The 20,646-nt window shown below is 69.2% G+C and carries 21 protein-coding genes and 1 pseudogene; 12 read left to right on the forward strand and 10 right to left on the reverse strand.

What is annotated here, in order from left to right; genetic code table 11:
* Positions 1-323: 323 nt before the first annotated feature.
* Positions 324-803 (forward strand): GreA/GreB family elongation factor, encoded by a 480-nt coding sequence (locus QH276_RS20390; protein ID WP_280398840.1) that lies wholly within the window; start codon positions 324-326, stop codon positions 801-803.
* 20 nt (positions 804-823) lie between these two features.
* Positions 824-1,315: a hypothetical protein gene (locus QH276_RS20395; protein ID WP_280398841.1), complete on the forward strand. Its 492-nt coding sequence runs from the start codon at positions 824-826 to the stop codon at positions 1,313-1,315.
* 23 nt (positions 1,316-1,338) lie between these two features.
* On the opposite strand, the gene QH276_RS20400 is transcribed toward QH276_RS20395, so the two are convergent.
* Positions 1,339-2,517, reverse strand: a complete 1,179-nt coding sequence (locus QH276_RS20400) for a damage-control phosphatase ARMT1 family protein (protein ID WP_280398842.1) — start codon at positions 2,515-2,517, stop codon at positions 1,339-1,341.
* Positions 2,514-3,950, reverse strand: a complete 1,437-nt coding sequence (locus QH276_RS20405; protein ID WP_280398843.1) for a serine hydrolase domain-containing protein — start codon at positions 3,948-3,950, stop codon at positions 2,514-2,516. The genes QH276_RS20400 and QH276_RS20405 overlap by 4 nt, the downstream gene beginning before the upstream one ends.
* A 218-nt stretch (positions 3,951-4,168) precedes the next feature.
* Here QH276_RS20405 and QH276_RS20410 point away from each other — a divergent pair, with 218 nt between their 5' ends.
* The 3 genes from QH276_RS20410 to QH276_RS20420 all read left to right on the forward strand — a co-directional run bounded on the left by QH276_RS20410 (position 4,169) and on the right by QH276_RS20420 (position 7,251).
* Positions 4,169-5,371 carry a sensor histidine kinase gene (locus QH276_RS20410; protein ID WP_280398844.1) on the forward strand — a complete coding sequence of 401 codons (1,203 nt, stop codon included), beginning with the start codon at positions 4,169-4,171 and terminating at the stop codon, positions 5,369-5,371.
* Positions 5,368-6,042 (forward strand): response regulator transcription factor, encoded by a 675-nt coding sequence (locus QH276_RS20415; RefSeq protein ID WP_280398845.1) that lies wholly within the window; start codon positions 5,368-5,370, stop codon positions 6,040-6,042. The genes QH276_RS20410 and QH276_RS20415 overlap by 4 nt, the downstream gene beginning before the upstream one ends.
* Positions 6,043-6,192: 150 nt before the next feature.
* Positions 6,193-7,251, forward strand: a complete 1,059-nt coding sequence (locus QH276_RS20420) for an NAD(P)-dependent alcohol dehydrogenase (RefSeq protein ID WP_280398846.1) — start codon at positions 6,193-6,195, stop codon at positions 7,249-7,251.
* A gap of 40 nt (positions 7,252-7,291) precedes the next feature.
* Here QH276_RS20420 and QH276_RS20425 read toward each other — a convergent pair.
* Positions 7,292-7,414 (reverse strand): annotated as a pseudogene (locus QH276_RS20425) (DUF1048 domain-containing protein); the annotation flags it as partial.
* 257 nt (positions 7,415-7,671) lie between these two features.
* On the opposite strand from QH276_RS20425, the gene QH276_RS20430 reads away from it, so the two are divergent.
* A complete protein-coding gene (locus tag QH276_RS20430) occupies positions 7,672-8,499 on the forward strand; it encodes a Mut7-C RNAse domain-containing protein (protein WP_280398847.1) in 828 nt (275 codons plus the stop codon).
* A gap of 17 nt (positions 8,500-8,516) precedes the next feature.
* Here the strand turns inward: QH276_RS20430 and QH276_RS20435 are convergent, their stop codons facing one another.
* A complete protein-coding gene (locus QH276_RS20435) occupies positions 8,517-9,293 on the reverse strand; it encodes an IclR family transcriptional regulator (protein WP_280398848.1) in 777 nt (258 codons plus the stop codon).
* A gap of 63 nt (positions 9,294-9,356) precedes the next feature.
* Between QH276_RS20435 and QH276_RS20440 the strand changes: the two genes are divergently transcribed.
* The 6 genes from QH276_RS20440 to QH276_RS20465 all read left to right on the forward strand — a co-directional run bounded on the left by QH276_RS20440 (position 9,357) and on the right by QH276_RS20465 (position 14,422).
* Positions 9,357-10,514 (forward strand): cupin domain-containing protein, encoded by a 1,158-nt coding sequence (locus tag QH276_RS20440; RefSeq protein WP_280398849.1) that lies wholly within the window; start codon positions 9,357-9,359, stop codon positions 10,512-10,514.
* On the forward strand, positions 10,511-11,341 hold the full coding sequence (locus tag QH276_RS20445) for a fumarylacetoacetate hydrolase family protein (RefSeq protein WP_280398850.1): 831 nt from the start codon (positions 10,511-10,513) through the stop codon (positions 11,339-11,341). The genes QH276_RS20440 and QH276_RS20445 overlap by 4 nt, the downstream gene beginning before the upstream one ends.
* The gene (locus tag QH276_RS20450) at positions 11,338-11,964 is read left to right on the forward strand and encodes a maleylpyruvate isomerase family mycothiol-dependent enzyme (protein WP_280398851.1); all 627 of its coding nucleotides are present in this window, start codon (positions 11,338-11,340) and stop codon (positions 11,962-11,964) included. The genes QH276_RS20445 and QH276_RS20450 overlap by 4 nt, the downstream gene beginning before the upstream one ends.
* Positions 11,965-11,977: 13 nt before the next feature.
* The gene (locus QH276_RS20455; protein WP_280398852.1) at positions 11,978-13,240 is read left to right on the forward strand and encodes an FAD-dependent oxidoreductase; all 1,263 of its coding nucleotides are present in this window, start codon (positions 11,978-11,980) and stop codon (positions 13,238-13,240) included.
* 87 nt (positions 13,241-13,327) lie between these two features.
* A complete protein-coding gene (locus QH276_RS20460; protein ID WP_280398853.1) occupies positions 13,328-13,690 on the forward strand; it encodes a cupin domain-containing protein in 363 nt (120 codons plus the stop codon).
* A 93-nt stretch (positions 13,691-13,783) separates the two neighbouring features.
* Positions 13,784-14,422, forward strand: a complete 639-nt coding sequence (locus QH276_RS20465) for a hypothetical protein (RefSeq protein ID WP_432278621.1) — start codon at positions 13,784-13,786, stop codon at positions 14,420-14,422.
* A 57-nt stretch (positions 14,423-14,479) separates the two neighbouring features.
* Here QH276_RS20465 and QH276_RS20470 read toward each other — a convergent pair whose 3' ends face one another.
* The 6 genes from QH276_RS20470 to QH276_RS20495 form a co-directional block, all read right to left on the reverse strand.
* Positions 14,480-15,124 carry a LysE family translocator gene (locus QH276_RS20470; protein ID WP_280398854.1) on the reverse strand — a complete coding sequence of 215 codons (645 nt, stop codon included), beginning with the start codon at positions 15,122-15,124 and terminating at the stop codon, positions 14,480-14,482.
* A 150-nt stretch (positions 15,125-15,274) separates the two neighbouring features.
* The gene (locus QH276_RS20475; RefSeq protein ID WP_280406857.1) at positions 15,275-16,234 is read right to left on the reverse strand and encodes an NAD(P)H-dependent flavin oxidoreductase; all 960 of its coding nucleotides are present in this window, start codon (positions 16,232-16,234) and stop codon (positions 15,275-15,277) included.
* A 246-nt stretch (positions 16,235-16,480) separates the two neighbouring features.
* Positions 16,481-17,611 carry an alanine dehydrogenase gene (gene ald, locus QH276_RS20480; RefSeq protein WP_280401046.1) on the reverse strand — a complete coding sequence of 377 codons (1,131 nt, stop codon included), beginning with the start codon at positions 17,609-17,611 and terminating at the stop codon, positions 16,481-16,483.
* 128 nt (positions 17,612-17,739) lie between these two features.
* Positions 17,740-18,012, reverse strand: coding sequence for a MoaD/ThiS family protein (locus QH276_RS20485; protein WP_280401047.1), 273 nt, complete (start codon positions 18,010-18,012; stop codon positions 17,740-17,742).
* 4 nt (positions 18,013-18,016) lie between these two features.
* Entirely contained in the window at positions 18,017-19,114 is a 1,098-nt protein-coding gene (locus QH276_RS20490) for a WD40/YVTN/BNR-like repeat-containing protein (protein WP_280401048.1), read from the reverse strand.
* A gap of 180 nt (positions 19,115-19,294) precedes the next feature.
* The gene (locus tag QH276_RS20495; protein ID WP_432278702.1) at positions 19,295-20,563 is read right to left on the reverse strand and encodes a Glu/Leu/Phe/Val dehydrogenase dimerization domain-containing protein; all 1,269 of its coding nucleotides are present in this window, start codon (positions 20,561-20,563) and stop codon (positions 19,295-19,297) included.
* Positions 20,564-20,646 lie beyond the last annotated feature (83 nt).

The following is a 20,646-nucleotide window of genomic DNA, read 5'->3' on the forward strand; positions in this document are numbered from 1 at the left end:
CGGGCCCTCGCCAGGATCAACGCGGACACCGGCACCACCAACCTCGTCGGCGAACAGAACGCCCAACTCGCTCTCGGGATCGCCACCTCGGCGGTGCTCGTCGACGCCGGGCGCGTGGCCGACCGGCGGCCCGCCCGCCACCGACCCGCGCGCGGCGGGGGGGCCACCCCGCCCCCGGGCTGCGCCCTCGCCCATTCCCCCACCCGGGGCGCGGGTGCCCGAACACCCCGGCCCCACGGAGTTCTGCCGTCGGGGCGGCCCTCCTTCTCCCTCCGCCGCCCCGACGGCCGACATCCACTTTCTCTCGAACCCGTAGGACGGATATGACCAGCAGTGCGCCCATCTGGCTGACAACCCACGCCCGCGAACAGCTCGAGACCGAATTGTCCGAATTGCTGGCCGCGGAAAACACCGAAGACACCGAATCCGCCGACCCGCAGGACCGGCTCGCCGCCCACCACCAGCGCAAGGCCCGTATCGCCCATATCCGGAACCTGTTGAGCAACGCCGTGTTCGGCGAAGATCCCCCGGATGACGGGATTGCCGAGCCCGGCATGGTGCTCACCATCCGTTACGACGGCGCCGGTGATACCGAAACCTTCCTCCTCGGCAGCCGCGACGCCGAACACAGCGACCTCGAGGTCTACTCCCCCGACTCCCCGCTCGGCGCCGCGCTCACCGGGGCCCGCCGCGGCGAACAGCGCACCTATCAGGTGCCCAACGGTACCGAGATCGCGGTCACCCTCCTGGACGCAGTTCCGTACGGCCATACCGTCACCGCCGCCTCCCGCCCCGCCCGATGATCGATCGGACGGCTCCGAGCATGCGTACGCGCAATACCGAGATCACCCTGCTCCATATCGATTCCCCGGCGATCGCCCGCGACGACCGGACGATCGCGCTGCCGATCCATTCCTGGTTGTCCGCGCACTTCTGGGGTCTGTTCGGCCTTCCCGATGTCGACTGGGCACTGTCCGCGCTCTCGTTCGGCACCGCGGGCGCACCCCGCACCTACCTCGCGCGCTACTACGACTACCCGGCCACCTGGACCGCCGCACCCCTGGTCGTCAACGTTCCCGCGACGATCGGCCCCGGGCCCGGCGTGCTCGAGATCTCGGGCCCGCTGACCTGGGAGCGCCGCCGCCTGATCGAACGCACCACCCTGGTGATCGCGCTGGCCACGCCTTTCGAACACCGGCTGCACACGGACCTCCCGGCCCAGCTGTGGGAGGAGGACCGCTGGCACACCACGGTTCTCGTACCCGATATCCGCCCCGGCGCGCATTCCCCCTTGCGGTACAGCGAATCCTGGTAGCCGCCGGTGGGTGTCGCGATCACCTAACCGTCCGATACCTCGCTCATCTGCACCACGCCGTGGGAACCGCTGATCCGCCAATCCGGTTCGTTCTCGTCCAGATCGGCGGCGATGCCGGCGTCGATGCCCGCGGCGACGTCGCATTTGAGGGTGCGCAGGGCGATCACGCGGGCCGGGAAATATTGCGTGAGTGCGGTGAACGAGGTGGTGGCCGGCCAGTGGCGGTCTCCGACGAGTCGCCGGTAGTTGAGGTCGCCTTTGAGGATCACGGTGTCGGCTCGCGCGAGATCGGCGTGCAGGTCGCCGGGCAGGTGGTGGAAAGACAAGGGAGCACAGTAGAAGTCGTGGGTACGTACCCGCAGCCGGCCCGCCCGGAGTTCGGAATAGATCCGGTCGGCTGTCGCGCGCGCCGCTCCGGGGATACCCGAGAGACGCTCGAGGGTCGCCAGTAGGTCGGTGGTGGTGGCGTCCGAGACGTAGTACGGCCGCGGTTTGAGGTGCAGGTCCAGGACGAGGTGCGGGTGCAATTGCAGCAGGTGGTCGATGAGGAAAAGGTCGGGAATCAGTTCACGGCCGGCGTTGTCGGCGATCAGGCAGAGGGTTCCCGCGGAGTGGGTGGCGAGGTGGTCGGCCACCTCGGTGGACTGATCGTCGAGAATGCTGCCGGGCGCCTCGTCATCGGCCGCCGCGGAATGCGACAGCCGAAACCCCAGGTCCGCCCGATTGCCCCACAGCGCGGCGTGCAGCAGCGCGATCAGCTGCTCCCGCGACGAGCGGAAGCCGGTCCGGGTTGCCGTCGTCGAGAGCTCGGCGTCGAGCGCGGGGTCGTCGAGTTCGGCTCGTTTACGGGTGAACGGATCGATCCCCCGCCACGGACCGGTTCCGAAGTAGCCGACCGCGTCGAGAAGCAGGTGGTAGAAGTAGCTTTCGGCCCAGAGAAACGGGATGTCGAGCCACCGTCGACCGTACATGTCGTGCCCCCACCGGTCCCATCGCGATTTGGCGGCACCGCCGTCGGGCAACGGCTGCACGGTTCCCGTGATGTGTTCGCGCAGCGTGTCGAGGCGGCGCCGGATTTCGGGTGGGTACGGGTGGGCGTCACCGACCTGTTCGATGATGGCGGGATGCCGATGCGTGAGCACGCCCCAGGCGAAGGAACCCGGCTCGGTGGACACGATGGTCCGCGCATCGCTCGCGCTCATACCACTCCGTTCGCCGTTGGATGGGATCGGCCACCCGCTACCGGCAGTGAGCGTACGCGCCGACTCCACCGGACTGGTGGTCTCGCCCGACTGGCGGGGTGCATGCACGACGACGTATCGACCACGAACGATATGGCGGCATCCGTACCGCGGTCGGCGCCCGCCTCGTCGTACTCATCGGCAAGCCGGCGACTCGGTGGCCGACGGCCCCGTCGAGAGGCGACAGTCGGTACCGGCGGTGTGACCACGGATTCGGCGACGGCCGCACCACGGGTGCCGGGGTAGAGATCGTCCACGATTGCCGACCAGATATTCGACGCGCTGATCAGCAACTGCTCCGGCGGCAGCGTGTACTGGTTCGCCACGACCACCACACCGACATCGTGATCCGGGAGATAGCCGATCTGGGACGAGTAACCGAGAACGGCTCCACTGTGGGTCAACCAGTGGCCGTTCTCGATCAAACCCAGGCCGTACGGCACCGTGCCGCCCGCGGGAAGGGCGATCTCGGTGAATTCGGTCCGTTCCCGGAAAGTCGATTCCTGCAACAGTTCGCCCCGGCCCAAGGCGCCCGCGTACAAGGCCAGGTCGGCCACCGTGGACACCATCGCGCCCGCCGCACCGTAGACCTCCGGGCGTGTGCGTTCGGTGACATCGACCGCCACATCCGCGGCGTAGGCGTATCCCCGACCGGCGGGATCGGGGAGCGATCCATCACCGGGGAAGGAGGTCGCGCGTAATCCGTACTCGGCGGCAAGGTCGCCGAGTACCTGCCGTAGCGGCCGGCCGGTCACCCGCTCGAGCACCATCCCCAGCAAGTAGTATTCGGAGTTGGAGTAAACCCCTTGCCGCCCCGGTGGTTTCGCTTCCCCAGGGTGGGCCGCGATGATTCGCAGCACGTCACGGCCACTCCATACGCGGGTCGGCTCCGCGGGGGCCTGCTGTTCCACGAACTCCGGGTCACGGGAGTAGTCGTAGACGCCGCCGCGCATACCGAGCAGATGCCTGAGGGTGGTGGCACCCCCGTTCGGCACACCCGGCACGAAGTGCTCCAGCCGATCGTCCAGCGCCAGCCGCCCTTGCTCCGCCAGGCGCAGGACAGCGGTTGCGGTGAAGGTCTTCGTCACGCTGCCGATGCGGTAGTGGTCGTCGACGGTCGCCGGTCGTCCGGTGGCGATATCGGCGAGGCCGTATGCCTGCCGGAATGTTCCCCGATCCGGATCCACGATCGCCACCGCGACACCGGGAATCAGCCCTGCCTCCATATGCGCTCGCACGGCCCGGTCGACCACCGTCGCCGCGGCGAGTGGGAAACCGCCCGGGGGCGCACTGTCGGATGTTCCGCAGCCGCCGGCGATGACCGACACCAACAGCAGTACCGCTGCCAGGGGGCCGAGACGTGTGCGGGTGCAGGACAACTCGTCGCCGTGCATAACCGTTCCTCCCCGGACCTCCGGCCGAGATCTCCGAGATCCTCCGGCCCCACGCCGTATCCCGGCACGAACCTCGTGATCGAGGATAGGTCAGGGCGACAGGCACGACCGGCCGTGGTGGATGCTGATACTCGGCGCCGAAACATGCCCGCAGGCGTTGTGCAATATCGGATCATTACTCTCACGCTGTCCAGAGGCCGGTGGTCCGCCCGACGGAAATGCCGATCACCGGTGCGATTCCCTTCGTGCGGCGCACGCGCGATCATGGACGGGTACACGACTCGCTGCGGTCGATCTGGTCCGAGCCCGCCGCACCCGACCCGCCGCGCCGGTCGTGGCGGGATTGGGCGCTGGTCGGTGTGTTCGGCGTGCTCGCCGTGGCCGAAGGCACGCTGCGGCCGGATGTTTCGCATCGGCTGGTGTGGATTGTTGTCGCGGTCGGCATCATCCCGGCGCTGCTGTGGCGCCGGAGCAGGCCGTTGCCGATGGCGGGCGCAGCCTTTCTCGTCTCGACCGCGGTGACGCTGTCGCTGGGCGGCGAACAGTCGGAGATCACCGCCATGGCGGCGATGCTGCTGCTTCCGTACGCGTTGTACCGGTGGGGATCCGGACGCGATATCGTCATCGGCTCGGCGATCGTTCTCGCGTGCGCGGGCATCGCGATGGTCGGCAGCGGGCTTACGGCGGCCGATACCGCCGCGGGATCGGCCGTGCTGTGCGCGGCCGTCGCGCTGGGCTCGGCGGCGCGGTACCGGGCCCGGGCGAAAGCCCGGGAGCTCGATCGGGTCCGGCTGCTGGAACGCGAACGACTGGCCCGCGATCTGCACGATACCGTCGCCCATCATATTTCCGCTGTGGCGATTCGCGCCCAGGCGGGGCTGGCGGTCGCGGAGTCCAGACCCGGAGCCGCCGTCGACGCCTTGCGCCGGATCGAAACCGAGGCCGTGGAAACGCTTGCCGAGATGCGCGCGATCGTCCGAGTACTCCGCCGCGACCGACCGGACGACGACCCGGACCGCTCCCCCACACTCGGGATCACCGATGTGGTTCGGCTGGCCCGGCCCGCCGGTGCCGGCCCGTCGGTCGAGGTGGACGTCCGGGGTGACATGACGGACCTTCCCGCGGCCGTCGGCACCGCCGTCTATCGGCTGGCACAGGAGTCGGTCACCAACGCGTTACGCCATGCCCGGCACGCCACGCGGATCGAGGTGCGGGTCACCGCGGACGACTCCGCGGTCCGGCTGCTCGTACGGGACGACGGTGACGGCGGTACCGGACGCCCGGCCGGTCTCCCCGGCTACGGTCTGGCCGGAATGGCCGAGCGGGCAGGCCTGCTCGGCGGCACCTGCGCGGCGGGCCCGGGCCCCGGCCGCGGCTGGACCGTGACCGCGGTACTCCCCCGCGCGGCGGCGGCGCTGTGACCGCGGGCGAGGCGGAAATCCTGCGGGTGGTGATCGCCGACGACCAGGAAATCGTCCGTACCGGCTTGGTGATGATCCTCGAGGCCCAACCGGGCATCGAGGTGGTAGGTGCGGCCGCGGACGGTGAGCAGGCCGTCCGCCTGGCCCTCGACCTTCGCCCCGATGTATGCCTGTTCGATATCCGCATGCCGGGCCTGGACGGCGTCGAGGCGACCCGCCGGCTCGCCGGGCCCGAGGTACGGGATCCGCTCGCTGTCGTCGTCATCACCACCTTCGACCTCGACGAATACGTTTACGCCGCGCTGCGTGCCGGCGCCCGCGGATTCCTGTTGAAGGAGGCCGGGCCCGCGATGCTGGTGCAGGCCCTGCGCGCCGCAGCCCGGGGCGACGCGCTCATCGCCCCGAGTATCACCGCCCGCCTGCTCACCGCCTTCGCGAATTCCGGCCGCACCGCGGCACCGACTCGGCCGGTCGTCCAGCTCACGGCGCGCGAAGAACATGTCCTGACCGCGGTGGCTCGCGGGCGAACGAATACCGAGATCGCCGCCGAACTCCATATCAGCCTCAGCACCGTCAAAACACATATCGCGAGCTTGATGGCCAAACTGGGCGCCCGGAACCGAGTGGAACTCGTCATCTGGGCCTACGAGACCGACCGCGCCGGAGGCTGAACGCGGCGCACCGGCCGAAAGTACTACCTGCGCCATCGGCCGTACGGACGACGCGGAACGAACCGCTCGTCCGATGTTTCCGGCGGCCCCGACCGCGACGATCGATACGTACCCGGGGACGACCCGGGCCGGCTCTCCGAGGAGATCAGCATGTCGAGATCGATGAATGCCCACGTGTCCGGCGCCGCCGGCGTCGGACCCGACGCCACGATGAAGGCCATCGTCCAGCGCGCATACGGCCTGCCGGACCGAGTGCTGGCGGAGGACATCATCGCCCGGCCCGTCCCCGGAGACGACGACGTGCTGGTGCGGATGCGGGCTACCAGCGTGAACACGCCGGACTGGGTCACGGTGACGGGTACCCCTTACGTCCTCCGGTTGCAGTTCGGCTTGCCGCGTCCCGCAACGCCGGTGCGCGGAAGTGATATCGCGGGGGTCGTCGAGGCGGTCGGCAAGAACGTCGGAGAATTCCGTCCCGGCGACGAAGTGTTCGGTTCGCTGTGGAACAACAGCGGGAAGCCGCAGGCGGGTACGTTCGCCGAATTCGCGGTGGCCCCGGCGTCCCAGCTGATCGCCAAACCGGCCGAGCTGTCCTTCGAGGTGGCTGCGGCATCGGTCATGTCGGGAATCACCGCGCTGCTGGCGCTCCGCGACACCGGCCGCGCCGGGCCGGGGAAACGAGTCCTGATCAACGGGGCGTCGGGCGGTGTCGGCACTCTCGCGATCCAGCTCGCCAAGGTACTCGGCGCGCAGGTCACGGCGGTGTGCAGTACGCGCAATATCGAGTTCGTGGAGTCGCTGGGTGCCGACCACGTCATCGACTACACGCGGGAAGACTTCACCGCCGGCACACAGCGCTACGACGTGATCCTCGACAATGTGCTGAACCACCCACCCGCCGTGACAGCCCGGTTGCTGACCTCCACCGGGACGCTCGTGCCCAACAGCATCGGAGACCCCCGCGGGCTCTTCGGCAGCCTGCCCCGCATCGTGCGCGCGAAGACGATGCGGTGGGGCCCGGCCGATATCCGCTCCGTCACCTGCCTGCCCGACCACGACAACCTGAACGACCTCCGGGCGCTGCTTGTTTCCGGAGATGTCGCGGTCATCATCGAAAGGACCTACCCGCTGGGCGAGGTCGCCCACGCGGTGAACCATATGCTCGGGCATCACGCGCGGGGGAAAATCGCGGTGGCGGTGACGGGATGACTTCCGGTCGAATCGGCGGATATCGCCGGGTTGCCGGCCGTCAGCCGAGCCGCTTGCCGGCGGACTCCTGATAGATCTCGGCGTAGGTTCGCGAATCCTTGATCAGGTCATCACAGAAAGCCGCGATATCGGTGCCGATCAGTTCCACGACTCCTCGACCGCCCGCGGCCCCCTCCTAGCGCCTCGACCCTTTGAGCTAGTTCATCCGGGCCGATACGTAATCCTATCTCGCCCAGAAGTCGGCGAGCTCCGCACGCCCGGCATCGTTGAGGGCGAAGAACTTCCGCGCGGGGCCGACCTCGGAAGGCCGTGGCGGCGGGAACCTTCGCACCGGCTCGGGACGTGCGTGCGATTCGGCCGGGTAAACTCCGAGGTAGCGCAGCACTTCCGAACAGAGTCGGTACGAGCACGGAGTTCATCGTGAATACGCACACCGACGAGCTCGACGCCGGGCCGGGCAGCCTGGAATTACGCGTCTATGCGGAACTCAACGATTTCCTGCCCCCGCGCTCCCGATTCTCGGTGCTACGGCGGCCGGTGCGGTCCCATCAGACCGTGAAAGATGTGGTGGAGGCGGCCGGTATACCGCACACCGAGATCGACCTCTTGCTGGTGAACGGGGAATCCGTGAGCTTCGGGCACCGGCCCCGGCCCGGCGATCGGCTCGCCGCCTACCCCGTGTTCGAAAGTCTGGATATCACCGCGCTGACCCGGGTACGACCGCATCCGCTGCGCGAACCGCGGCTACTGGTCGACGTCAATCTCGGTGGCGCCGCGCGCCTGTTGCGGTTGATGGGGCTGGATGTCCGCTGTGAGTTCGAGGCCGGTGATGCGCGACTCGCGGAGATCGCCGTGGACGACCACCGGATCCTGCTCACCAGGGACCGTGGCCTGCTCGCCCGCCGTATCGTCACGCACGGCCTTTTCGTGCGCGCCGAACAGCCGGTCGATCAGGTCGTGGAGGTGATCGACCGGCTCGACCTCGCCAACTTCCTCGCCCCGCTCACTCGCTGCCTGCGCTGCGGCGCGGCCCTGGCAGGCGTGGACAAAGCCGATATCGCCGACCGGCTTCCCCCGCACGTCCGCCGTCACCACGACACCTTTCTCCGCTGCACCGGGTGCGCCCGCGTCTATTGGGCGGGGACACATCGCGACCGCCTCGACGAACTCGTCGGCCGGATCATGTCGGCGATCCGGCGCCCGGCACCGCGGACTCCCGCTGCGCTACCGGACCGGCTCCGGGAATGATCTCCGGCCCGGCGGTCTCAGTCGCTGCCGGGATCCGCTTCGATCGCGCCGGCCGCACGGTGCAGCGTGGCGACCAGGGCGGCCAGCTTGTTCCGGTCGTAGCGGATCGACGGCATCGAGACCGAGAGGCCCGCCACCGCCGCACCGGCCGCATCGCGGACCGGAACCCCGACGGCGACCACGCCGCGCTCGGACAATCCGTTGTTGAGCGCGAACCCGGCGCGGCGGACGCGGGCCAGCTGGGCGCGCAGCCCGGACAGGTCCGGCCGTTCGTCCGCGCGCTCGGTGAACCGTCGCTCGTCGTAGAGTTCCGCCACCTCGTCCGGCTCGAGGTCCGCGAGCAATACCAGACCGGCGGTCGTGCGATGCGCGGGGAACACCATCCCCTCGCGTGAGCCCACGCGCAGCGCCTGCCGGCATTCCACGCTGGCGATGAAGCGCGTGGTGTCGCCGGTCCGGATAGTCAGGTTCGCCGACTCCCCCACCAGGTCGACCAGCCGCTGCAGATGCGGTAGCGCGGCGGCCCGCAGCCGCGAGGTCCGCGATTGGGAATGGGCGGCCAGTTCGAGCACCGGACCCGGATGGTACTTACGCGCATCGTCCTGCACCGCGAAGTCCCGGTACACCAATGTCTGCAACAGGCGATGCGCCGTCGACCGCGCCACCCCCAGCCGCTCGGCCACCTGGCTGACCGTCAGCCCACCCTCCAGCTGCAACATCACCGCTGCCCGCAAGGCGTGATCGGCGCTGGTGACGACATACGCCGGCGGGTTCTTCGGTTCCGGGTGACCCATCCGCTTGTTCCGCTCTCCAGAATTTGATGTTCTGCTTACTCGACAGCCGCCACTGTAGGCGATATGAGCACGACTGACACCCCCGTCCGCCTGCGGGCGGTCGCCGCGCCGAACCAGCCGGAGGTGACCCCGGCTCTCGAGGAGCTGTACCGCGGTTTCGAACAGGAACTGCTGGTGCCGCTGTGGACCGAGATCGGCGACCTCATGCCGGCCCATCCCGGCTCCCGCGCGGTGCCGCATCTGTGGCGGTGGGAGAACCTGCTCCACCTGGCCGCCCAGGCGGGCACTATCGTGCCCGTCGGCCGCGGCGGGGAACGGCGGGCGATCGCCCTGGCGAACCCCTCGCTCGGCGGGCGGCCGTTCGCGACCCCGACGCTGTGGGCGGCGATCCAGTATCTGATGCCCGGTGAGGACGCCCCGGAGCACCGCCACACCCAGCACGCCTTCCGTTTCGTGGTCGAGGGTTCGGGTGTCTGGACGGTGGTCGGTGGCAGCGGCGACGTGGCCGATGGTGATGCCGTACCGATGCGCCGCGGTGATTTCCTGCCGCAGGCCGGCTGGAACTGGCATGCGCACCACAATGCGACCACGGAACCGATGGCCTGGATCGACGGACTCGATATCCCGTTCCAGTACGTGGTGGAAGCGCAGTTCTTCCAGTTCGGCCGGGAGGAGATCAGCGCGGCCGAGCGGATCACGCCCGAGCGGTCGCGGTCGGAGCGGTTGTGGGGCCATCCGGGGCTACGGCCGGTGTCGGTGGGTGCGGTCGCGCCGGGGTCGCCGCTGCTGGCCTACAAATGGGAGCACACCGATGCCGCACTGAACGATCAGCTGCTGCTGGAGAAGGAGGGGTACGGCGGCACGGTCGAACCCGGGCACGCCGCGGTGCGGTTCTCGAACCCGCACAACGGTACCGACGTCCTGCCCACCATCCGCGCGGAATTCCACCGGATCGCCCGCGGCGCGCAGACCGCCCCGGTTCGCGAGACGGGTTCCTCGGTGTACCAGGTGTTCGACGGTTCCGGCACCGTGACCGTGGGCGAGAAGTCCTGGTCGGTCACCCGCGGCGATCTGTTCGTCGTCCCGTCGTGGGAACCCTTTTCCGCCGGATCCGAAGCCGGCACCACGGATTCCGATTCCGGCGCACTCGACCTCTTCCGCTTCTCGGACGCCCCCGTATTCGAGGCGTTGCAGCTCAACCGTCAGGAGATCACCCGATGAAACTGGCCACCCTCCGCGTCGACGGCGGCACCCGCGCGGTCCGCCTCGACGGCGACACCCATGTCGATCTAGGCTTTTCCGATCTCGGCGCGTTGTTCGCCCGGGACGACTGGGCCACTCGCGCCGCGAACGCCGCCGGCCCGGCGTGGCCGGCCGCGGGCGCCGACTTCGCCCCCGTGGTGCCGAACCCGTCGAAGGTGATCTGCGTCGGCCACAACTACACCGACCACATCAAGGAGATGGGGCGCGAACTTCCCAGCTACCCGACCCTTTTCCCGAAGTTCGCCGACAGCCTCATCGGTGCGAACGACCCGATCGTGAAGCCGGGCGAAACCGAAGCGCTCGATTGGGAGGTCGAACTGGTGGCCGTGATCGGGAAACCGGTGCGCCGGGCCACCGCGGACCAGGCCGCCGCCGCCATCGCCGGATTCACCGTGATGAACGATATCTCGATGCGGGACTGGCAGTTCCGCACGATCGAATGGACCCAGGGCAAGATCTGGGACTCCTCCACCCCGGTCGGCCCGTATGTCGTCACGCCCGACGAGGTCGGCGGGGTGCGCCCGGCACTCGAGGTCGAGACGATTGTGGAGGGTGCCGTGCGGCAGCACGATGACACCGGCACCCTGCTGTTCGACCCGGTGGCCCTCGTGCAGTACGTGTCGACGGTGATCCGGCTCAACCCGGGCGATCTGATCGCCACCGGGACTCCGGCCGGTGTCGGCCACGCCCGCAACCCCAAGATCTACCTCGCCGGCGGCGAAACCGTCGTGACACGGATCGCGGGCCTCGGGGCGTGCACCAACACGGTCGTGCCGGCGTCGTGAGCGTACGGACGCACGCCGATTCGCTGCGGTGGGTCGAGCAAGGGACGGCGCTGTTCACGGCCCAGGCCGCCGCGCTCGCCGAAGAGCAGATGTCGCAGCCGAGCATCCTGCCCGGCTGGACACGCAAACACCTGGTCGCACACGTCGCCGCCAACGCGGACGCGCTGGGCAACCTCGTGCACTGGGCACGAACCGGTGAGCGCACCCCCATGTACACCTCGCCGGAGCAGCGCACCGCCGATATCGAGGCGGGCGCGCAACGCTCCGCGGCCGATCTCGCGGACCGGCTGAAATCGTCTGTACACCAGCTGGGTGTCGCCATGGACGCCCTGACCGGCGCGCAGTGGCGTACCGAAATCGTCACCGCCCAGGGCCGGACCGTTCCGGCCACGGAGATCGCGTGGCTGCGGGCGCGCGAGGTGTGTGTCCATGCCGTCGACCTCGGCACAGGCACCACTTTCGCGCATCTCCCCGAGGATTTCCTCGCCGCGCTCGTTGCCGATATCCAGGGCAAACGCGGCCTCGGCGAAATACCCGGCGGGCCGCTTCCGCAGGTCGCGGCCTACCTCGCCGGTCGTCCCCACTCTCTCGCCGATGTCGCCGACCTCGGCCCCTGGCTCTGAGGAGGGCAGCAGAATGAGCACCCCGGACGTCGTTGTGGTCGGCGGCGGAATCGGCGGTCTGAGCACCGCTTTCGCACTTTCGCGGCTCGGGCTGCGCGTGCGGGTCCTGGAGCGATCCAAGGAGTTCGGTGAGGTCGGCGCCGGTATCCAGCTGGCACCGAACTGCACCCGCATCCTCGACGACTACGGCCTGCTCGCCGCGGCGAAGGCACGCGGGCTCGTGCCCGGCCGGATGGTGATGCGCGACGCGGTCGACGGCAGTGAGCTCACCGCCCTCGACCTGGCCGACCTCGAGCGGAAGTACGGTTTCCCGTACCTGGTCATCCACCGCAGCGATCTGCATGCCCTGTTCCTCGAGGCGTGCCGGGCGTCCGGTGTCGAACTCCGCACCGAACAGCGGGTGACGTCGTATGCCCAGACCGGCGAGAAGGCCCGCGCGACAACCGATACCGGTGTGGTGCACGAAGCGGACGTGGTGATCGCCGCGGACGGGCTGCACTCCGTCGCCCGGAAACTGTTCACCGATGACGAGCCGGTATCGTCGGCCTACGTCGCCTACCGCGGGACGGTGCCGATGGCGCAGGTGAACGGCCCCGTCGATCTGTCCGAGGTGGTCGTCTACGTCGGGCCGCGCTGCCATTTCGTCCACTACGGATTGCGCGGTGGCGAGTTGCTCAACCAGGTGGCCGTCTTCGAATCCCCCACAGCGCGGGCCGGGCTGGACGACTGGGGCACGCCCGACGAACTCGACGCCGCGTTCACCGCGACCTGCGATTTCGTCCAGCAGCGACTACCGCATATGTGGCGGGACAAATGGTGGCGGATGTACGACCGGGACCCGATCGGCACCTGGGTCGACGGCCGGATCGCCCTACTCGGCGACGCGGCACATCCACCACTGCAGTACATGGCCCAGGGCGCGATCATGGCCATCGAGGACGGATGGGTGCTCGCCGAACATGTGCGGCGGCTGCGCGGCGCGGACGGCGTGGTCGATTGGCAGGGTGCGCTGGCCGCGTACGAGGCGGTCCGGCCGGAACACTGCCGCCGGGTGGTCCTGACGGCTCGGGTATGGGGCGAGCTGTGGCATCTCGACGGCGTGCCGCGCGAGCAGCGCAACCTTCTGCTGCGGGCGCGGCAGGTGGACGATTACTCGTTCACCGACTGGATCTACGGCCCGACCGCACTGTTCCCCGAGGACGAACCGCCGATGTTCGAACCGATCCCCCTCACCTCGGCCACCTTGCCGCCTCACACCCACCGAAGTAGAGTGTGATCCAGATCATGCTTCTGTACTTCTGGCGCGCCATGAGCGGCTGCGCCGCCAGGTGGGGTGGGGACCGCAGTACCGAGGAGAACCGTCATGTCCGGTTTGGTACGCAAGAATTTCGATTCGCCCGAGGAAACCCGCACCTTCGAGGCGGGTAAGGGCAAGCTCGATCTGGTAGGGCTCGATACCGGCCCGGTGGGCCGGGCGGTTTTCGAACCCGGCTGGCGATGGTCGGAACATGTCAAACCCCTCGCCGGGACCGACAGTTGCCAGGCGCCGCATATGGGTTACTGCGTGTCGGGACACCTGGCGGTGGTCATGGACGACGGCGAGAAACAGGAATACGGCCCCGGTGATTTCATGATCGTCCCACCCGGGCACGACGCCTGGACCGTCGGGGACGAGCCCTGCGTCATGATCGACTGGCAGGGTGCCGCCGACTACGCAAAGCGGTGAACTGACCCAAGTGCGCCAGCGCCGTGACATTGCGGCGACCATTTCGTAATCTAACGGTGATCTTGTCTCCGAGCGTTACGAGTGGTCACCATTATGCCTGGTCTACACCGCAAACCGGCGCGAGCCCCGCGGCTCGCTCCCCTGGCCGGGAGTGCGATCGCGGCGACGGCGGCCATCGTCCTGACGGTGACCTCGCGCCCCGCCCCGAACACCCAACCGGCCGCGGCGGCGGCCGATGCGGCGGTACCGGCAGGAACGGACCAGGCCCGCCAGGATCCTCCCGCGGCGGCGCAGCAGGCGCTGCCGGTGGCCGCCGCACTCGACAACCCACCCGAACCGCCCCGATATCTCAAACGGCTCGCCCCGCCACCGGTACCCTGCTCCACGGAGCTCGCCGGGACACAGCCGCACGTGGCACAGGTGGGCAATCTGATCGGAAAAACATTCGGGATCGGCGATATCGGCGGGGCCCACGGCCGGTACGACGGCGAGCACGGCGCCGGCCTGGCACTCGATTTCATGACCGCCGATCCCGCGCAGGGCGACGCGATCGCCGAGTTCGTGCTGGCCAACAAGGAACGCTTCGGAGTGACCTATGTGATCTGGCAGCAGCGGTACAACGACGGCAGCGGCTGGTCGTATATGGAGGATCGCGGTAGCCCTACCCAGAATCACTACGACCACGTCCACGTATCGTTCGACTCCGTCGCCGATATCCACGTGACCTGCTGATCACCGCTCGACCGTGCGCGGATCGTATCGGCCCGCGGCGGTGTGCCCGGATTCCGGTCAGTGCCCGGACAAACCCTGCTCCGCGGCAACCGATACGCCGAGCCCGGCGATCATCACCCCACCGGCTCCCCCGATCAGTTCCAGCCGCCTCGGCGACCGGGCGAACCAGTGCCGCGCCGCGGACGCGATCAGCGCCCACGTGCTGTCGCAGACCAGCGCGATCAGCAGGAAGATCGAACCCAGCACCAGCAGCTGAACGGGCAGCGCGCCCGACGCCGGATCGGCGAAATGCGGCAGCACCGCCGCGAAGAAGACAATTGCCTTCGGATTCGTCACGCCGACCACCACACTCTGGCGGAACACTCGCCGCCCGGCCGCCGGCGGGACGGGAGTACCCAGCATCTCGTGCAACGCCCTTCGTTCGCGGATCGCTTGCACACCGAGGTGGATGAGGTACAGCGCACCGGCCAGTTTCACGATCGCCATGGCCGTGGCCGATGCCGCCAGCACCGCACCCAGGCCCAGCGCGACAAAGATGAGCGCCATCTGCACGCCGAGCAGATGACCCAGCACCGAGATCAGCGCCGCCCGTCGGCCGAGGGTGAGCGCGCGCCCGATGGTGAACAGCACGCCCGGGCCCGGAACGATGATGACCAGCGTGGCCGCTGCCACGAAAGCGAGGACGTTTGCGGCGGGAACCATTTCGGAATTCTATGCTCGCCTGCCACCCGATCCGGTTCCGGCGGCCAACTCCTGGTCCGCGGACAGAATGCCCCGTGCGCAACACAGACGCCCTCGGCCCGCCGTCTCGGCGGGAGAACCGAAGCTGCACGCCCACGCGCACTACTGTCGTCAGCTCGTGCCCAAGTTCCGCAGGCACCGCTGCGCTGCCGTGCACAGGTCCGCGATCACTGCCCGCGCCGGAGCGCTCTCCGCCAGCACGCCCACCCCTTGGCCCGCGTCGACGGGTGCGATATCGGGGTCGTCCGCGGCCGTCGCGGCAGCCACCTCCGCATGGACCGCGGGTGTACCGGCCAGTTCGTCCTCGCGGCCGGCCCACTGCCGCGTGAAGTCGTTGCGCAGCACGCGGGAAGGGAACCGAGCCGGCCAGGACAGGTTCTGGGCGATGTCGAAGACGCGCGTGGTCACGGTATCGGTTGCCCTCGCGCGGGCCAGAGCCGCGCGTGCACCGGTAGTCGTCAGTGCCTCGGTGCACATCGTCAGCCGCGTCCCCACCCAGGCGCCTGCCGCACCGGCGGCCAGTACGGCGGCCAAGGTCCGGCCGGTGGAAATTCCGCCGGCGGCCAGGACCGGTACGTCGACCGCGTCCAGTACGGCATCCAGCAGCGGAAGGGTGCCCAGTAGCGGTTCCCCGTGACCCCCGCCCTCGGCGCCCCTGGCAACGAGCACATCCACCCCGGCATCCGCAGCCCGGCGCGCCTGCTCCGCGTCGTAGACCTGGGTCACCGCCTCGACGCCGTGCCGGTGCAATCGGTCCACCCAGGCGAAATCGCCGGTGAAACCGATCGAGACCACGGCCGGCCGCGCGGCGAGAGCCGTCTCGAGCAGACCGGGTTCCCGCGCCAGTACCCAGTCGACCATCCCGATCCCGAACGGACCGGAGACTTCGCCGAGTAGTTCCAGCTCACGGGTCAACGCCGCAGCCGAGCCCGCGCTACCCATCCCGATCATCCCGAGACCGCCGGCGGCGGTCACGGCGGTCGCGAGACGCCCACCCGCCACCCCGCCCATCGGAGCGTTCACTATCGGCGCCCGCAACCCCCTCTCCCGGGACCAGGGAGTCGACAACATGTCGGTCCACCTCGCTCAGCTCTGCACCGGCGTCGTCATCGCCGGATCCGTTGCCGCCGCGACCTTACCCGGGCGCACCCGGTAACCGGCACGGGAAGGTCCGCAGTGAGGTCGGGTACCTGCGGAGCGGCGTGAGCGAGACACGGCGACTGCCGGCCCGGCGCCCACGGCACGAAGAATCCGGTGATCCGGCTCGGCTCAGCCCGGCCTGCGTGACCAATCCAGCGGGGGCGCGGGCATAACCGGCTAGACCACGTCCCGGCGATCGAGGACCTCGGTGAGCGCCACCGGGGGCAGCTGGTGGGCCTCGGCGACCGCAGCATTCGTGATCGCACCGGCATGGGTGTTGAGACCTTTCGCCAGTACCGGATCCTCGGTGAGCGCCCGGCGCCAGCCCTTGTTCGCGAGCGCGACCGTGTACGGAAGCGTCGCGTTGGTGAGGGCGTAGGTGGAGGTGTTCGGCACCGCGCCGGGCATATTCGCCACACAGTAGAAGGTCGAATTGTGCACCGGGAAGGTGGGTTCGGAGTGTGTGGTCGGCCGGGAATCCTCGAAACAGCCACCTTGGTCGATGGCGATATCGACCAGCACGGAACCGGGTTTCATCCGCGCGACGAGATCGTTGCCGACGAGCTTGGGCGCCGAAGCGCCCGGGATCAGCACCGCACCGATGACCAGATCCGCCTGTTCCACCTGCTGTTCGATGGCCAGCCGCGACGATGCCAGCCCGTGCACCCGGTTGTGATAGCGCCAGAACGACATCCGCAGCTTGTCGAGGTCGGTATCGAGCAGTGTCACGTCCGCACCCATGCCCAGGGCGATATTCGCCGCGTTCTGCCCGGCGACCCCGGCCCCGAGGATGACCACCCGCGAATTGGCCACCCCGCCTACCCCGCCCATCAGCACTCCGCGCCCGCCCTGCGCTTTCAGCAGCGAGTACGCGCCGACCTGGGGCGCGAGACAACCGGCGACCTCCGACATCGGATAGAGCAGCGGCAGGATGCCCGACGGCAGCTGGACGGTCTCGTAGGCGATACCGGTGACCCGGCGGTCGAGCAGCGCGTCGGTGAGCGGTCGGTCGGCGGCGAGGTGGAGGTAGGTGAAAAGCACCAGGTCCGCACGGAGCAGCGGATATTCCGCGGCGATCGGTTCCTTCACCTTGAGCACCAGATCGGCCGTACCCCACACGTCCTCGGCGCGTGCGGCGATACGCGCACCGGCGGCGGCGTATTCGTCATCGGTGATGGAGGACCCGGATCCGGCGCCCGTCTCGATATCGACCCGGTGCCCCTGGGCGGTCAGTTCGTGCACACCGATCGGCGTGATGGCGACTCGGTACTCGTGATCCTTGAGTTCCCTCGGCACGCCGATACGCATGGCTCCTCCTCCGCGAACACGTCAACAGAACTTCCGAGAACAGCTGCGGCACAACGGCTCACCCGTGGCAGCTCCGACTTCCGGTGTGCCGCGGCGAGGTTGCACGATCAGGCGTGCCCGTGGGGCGATCACCCGCCGGCGACCGACGGGATGATCATGATCTCCGTTTCGGCACCGACCGGGGTATCCTGCCCCGCGAGCGTGCGGCATTCGTCGTCGCCGATGTAGAAGTTCACGTAGCGGCGCAGTTCACCGCTTTCGTCCCGCAGCCGGCGTTCCAGCCCCGGCGACCGCTCCCGCACGGCATCCAGCACAGTGCGCAGGGTGGCCCCGCCGATATCGATTTCCTTCTCGCCGCCGACGTAGGTGCGCAACATGGACGGCAGGTGGACCCGGGCCACGGCGTTATCCGACGACCGCGGCGCGCACGCACAGCACATCCGGCAGTTTGTCCGCGACGAGCTGCCAGTGATCACCTTCGTCGGCGCTGCAATAGACCTCGCCGTTGCGGGTTCCGAAGTAGATACCCGCCGGATCGGCATCGTCCGCGCACATGGCATCGCGCATCACGGCAGCCCAGAACGGCACCTGCGGGAGCCCGTCGGACAGCGCCGTCCAAGTCTCGCCGCCGTCTTCGCTGCGGTACACCGCGCACCGGGCGTCCGGCGGGAAGCGGAAACGCTCCATCTCCGCGTCGAGCGGGAAGGTGTAGATGACACCGGGCCGCCGGGGGTGCGCGACGATCGGGAATCCGAAGTTGGCCGGGGGTAATCCGCCGTCGATCGACTGCCAGCTCCGGCCGTCGTCGGTGCTGCGGAACACGCCGCCGTGGTTCTGCAGGTACAGGGTGCTCGGCGTTGCGGCGTCCACGGCGACCTTGTGCACGCACTGCCCCCACTCCGGCAGTTCTCCCGGCATGAAATCCGCGGTGACGCCCTTGTTCGCCGGCTGCCACGAGGTTCCGCCGTCGGCGCTCCGATACACCCCGCCGGTCGAGATGGCGACCGCTATCCGCTGCGTATCGGCCGGATGAGGCAGGATCGTATGCAAGGCCAGCCCGCCACCGCCGGGCATCCACTGCGGCCGGTGCGGATGCTCCCACAGGCCCCGGATCAGCTCGAACCGCCGGCCGCCGTCGGTGGAGCGGAACAGCGCCGCGGGTTCGGCGCCCGCATACACCACCTCCGGTTCCGCCGCGGTGGCGGGCGCGATCTGCCAGACCCCCTGGAGGGCCGCGCCGGTGTCCTCGGGGAAGGCCAGCGGTGCGTCGTCGGGCTCGCTCCACGTGGCGCCGAGGTCGTCGCTGGACACCATGGTCGGCCCGAAATGACTGTCCAGCACGCCCGCGAGCAGTCGTGGCGTCGCCCGCCTGGTGTCGATCGCGAAAGCCTTCACATCGGCCACCGCGAACCGGGGTTCACCGACCTCCCAGTTCGACCGGCCGTCCTTGCTGCGCGCGAGGAACAAACCCTTACGCGTCCCGATTCCGAGCAGTACGTCCATTACGTACCTCCCTGTCGTCACCGCCACCCCGGCCGGTGTGAGCGTACTCTCCGCGCCCGACAGGTTCCGGCAGAACGGGGGGCATCGGGGCGGGGCGCGAGACGCGCCGGCCCCGTGGCCACCCCGCGAGGTGAGCGCACGGCGGCCGGCGCGCCCGGACACCGCGGCGGGCGCCCGCGCTCAGGGAATGACGACCGGACCGGAGGCCCCGGCCGGCGCCGGTTCGTCGGCCAGGCGGTGGCCCGCCTCCCGCGGGGTTATTCCCTCCTCCGCCCAGGCGGCCAGCAACTGCGCGACCTTGCTGTGCATGGTGGTGCGCAGCCGGTCGAACGAGTTCTCCGGCTCGTCGTCGACCTCGCCGAGCAACAGCCACCAGGCCCAGGCGACGGCACCGGCGTTCGCGACGAAATCCGGGAGCACCGGGACACCGCGGGCGGCCAGCATGGCCTCCGCCTCCGGGGTGGTCGCGGCATTCGCGGCCTCCACGATGACGCGGGCCCGGATATCGAACGAGTTGTCCGGGGTGATCGCGTAGGAGATCGCTGCCGGGACGAGGATATCGACCTCGGCGGCGAGCACCGCGGTGCGCGGCAACTCCTCGACACCTTCGGGCAGCCGGGTGCGGTCGACCTCGCCGAAACCGTCACGCAGATCCAGCAGGGCCGGGATATCCAGCCCGTCCGCGCAGTACAGGGCGCCGGCGGCGTCGGCGACCGTGGTGACCTTCATCCCCGCCTCGTGCAGGTAGTAGGCCGCGGCCCCGCCCATGGTGCCGATCCCCTGGATCGCGACCGTGGTCTCGGCAGGTGGCCGGCCCCGCCAGACCGCCGCGGCGAGACAGGCGTGCGCGACCCCGTAGCCGCCGATCACATCGCCCAGCAGGAATCCGCCGTCGACCGCCGCGTTCAGCCCGCCGCGGACCCGCTCCAGGGTGGCGGACGGGTCGGCGGCGCGGCGGATCGCGGCGTGGTAGCTCTGCCCCAGGCCGAGCTTCTCGAAGACCTCGTCGATCAGATGCTGCGGGACACCCAGATCCTCCGCCGTCACCCAATGCGCGTCGAGCCACGGGCGCATGGCCTCGCAGAACCGCTCCAGCACCCCGAGCGCGCGCGGATCCTTCGGATCGAAATCGATACCGCCCTTCGCACCGCCGACCGGCAAATCGAAGGTGGCGGTCTTGTCCGCCATTCCGCGGGCCAGATCCTCGACCTCCCGCAAGGTGCAGCCCGCCCGCATCCGGGTGCCCCCGGTGGCCAGGCCGGCGCGCAGGGTGTGCACGACCAGGTAACCGACCGCGCCCGTCACCGAATCGGTCCACTGCAGGCGCATATACGGTTCGGCGCGGCGTGCGGCCGGTACCGCGACGGCCGGCGCCGCGGGAATGTCCGGAAGGGTTTGCGCGGTCACGTGCGGGGTACTCCCCATAGGATTGTCGATCGCCGTCACGATGAACCACCTCCTCGTCGTACTCGGCCGGCACCACCAGATCGGCAGCCCGGCGCGCGTATGTTCCATCCGGACTTCTTCGTCCC

The organism is Nocardia carnea (assembly GCF_029869215.1).
Classification (GTDB): domain Bacteria; phylum Actinomycetota; class Actinomycetes; order Mycobacteriales; family Mycobacteriaceae; genus Nocardia; species Nocardia carnea_B.

Excerpts from the sequence above, each read along its gene's own strand:
- QH276_RS20435 (WP_280398848.1), bottom strand. The coding sequence starts at position 9,293 with ATGGGTCACCCGGAACCGAAGAACCCGCCGGCGTATGTCGTCACCAGC.
- QH276_RS20400 (WP_280398842.1), bottom strand. The coding sequence starts at position 2,517 with ATGAGCGCGAGCGATGCGCGGACCATCGTGTCCACCGAGCCGGGTTCC.
- QH276_RS20440 (WP_280398849.1), top strand. The coding sequence starts at position 9,357 with ATGAGCACGACTGACACCCCCGTCCGCCTGCGGGCGGTCGCCGCGCCG.
- QH276_RS20390 (WP_280398840.1), top strand. The coding sequence starts at position 324 with ATGACCAGCAGTGCGCCCATCTGGCTGACAACCCACGCCCGCGAACAG.
- QH276_RS20465 (WP_432278621.1), top strand. The coding sequence starts at position 13,784 with ATGCCTGGTCTACACCGCAAACCGGCGCGAGCCCCGCGGCTCGCTCCC.
- QH276_RS20475 (WP_280406857.1), bottom strand. The coding sequence starts at position 16,234 with ATGTTGTCGACTCCCTGGTCCCGGGAGAGGGGGTTGCGGGCGCCGATA.
- QH276_RS20420 (WP_280398846.1), top strand. The coding sequence starts at position 6,193 with ATGTCGAGATCGATGAATGCCCACGTGTCCGGCGCCGCCGGCGTCGGA.
- QH276_RS20405 (WP_280398843.1), bottom strand. The coding sequence starts at position 3,950 with ATGCACGGCGACGAGTTGTCCTGCACCCGCACACGTCTCGGCCCCCTG.
- QH276_RS20470 (WP_280398854.1), bottom strand. The coding sequence starts at position 15,124 with ATGGTTCCCGCCGCAAACGTCCTCGCTTTCGTGGCAGCGGCCACGCTG.
- QH276_RS20455 (WP_280398852.1), top strand. The coding sequence starts at position 11,978 with ATGAGCACCCCGGACGTCGTTGTGGTCGGCGGCGGAATCGGCGGTCTG.
- QH276_RS20490 (WP_280401048.1), bottom strand. The coding sequence starts at position 19,114 with ATGGACGTACTGCTCGGAATCGGGACGCGTAAGGGTTTGTTCCTCGCG.
- QH276_RS20460 (WP_280398853.1), top strand. The coding sequence starts at position 13,328 with ATGTCCGGTTTGGTACGCAAGAATTTCGATTCGCCCGAGGAAACCCGC.
- QH276_RS20445 (WP_280398850.1), top strand. The coding sequence starts at position 10,511 with ATGAAACTGGCCACCCTCCGCGTCGACGGCGGCACCCGCGCGGTCCGC.
- QH276_RS20410 (WP_280398844.1), top strand. The coding sequence starts at position 4,169 with ATGCCGATCACCGGTGCGATTCCCTTCGTGCGGCGCACGCGCGATCAT.
- ald (WP_280401046.1), bottom strand. The coding sequence starts at position 17,611 with ATGCGTATCGGCGTGCCGAGGGAACTCAAGGATCACGAGTACCGAGTC.
- QH276_RS20395 (WP_280398841.1), top strand. The coding sequence starts at position 824 with ATGCGTACGCGCAATACCGAGATCACCCTGCTCCATATCGATTCCCCG.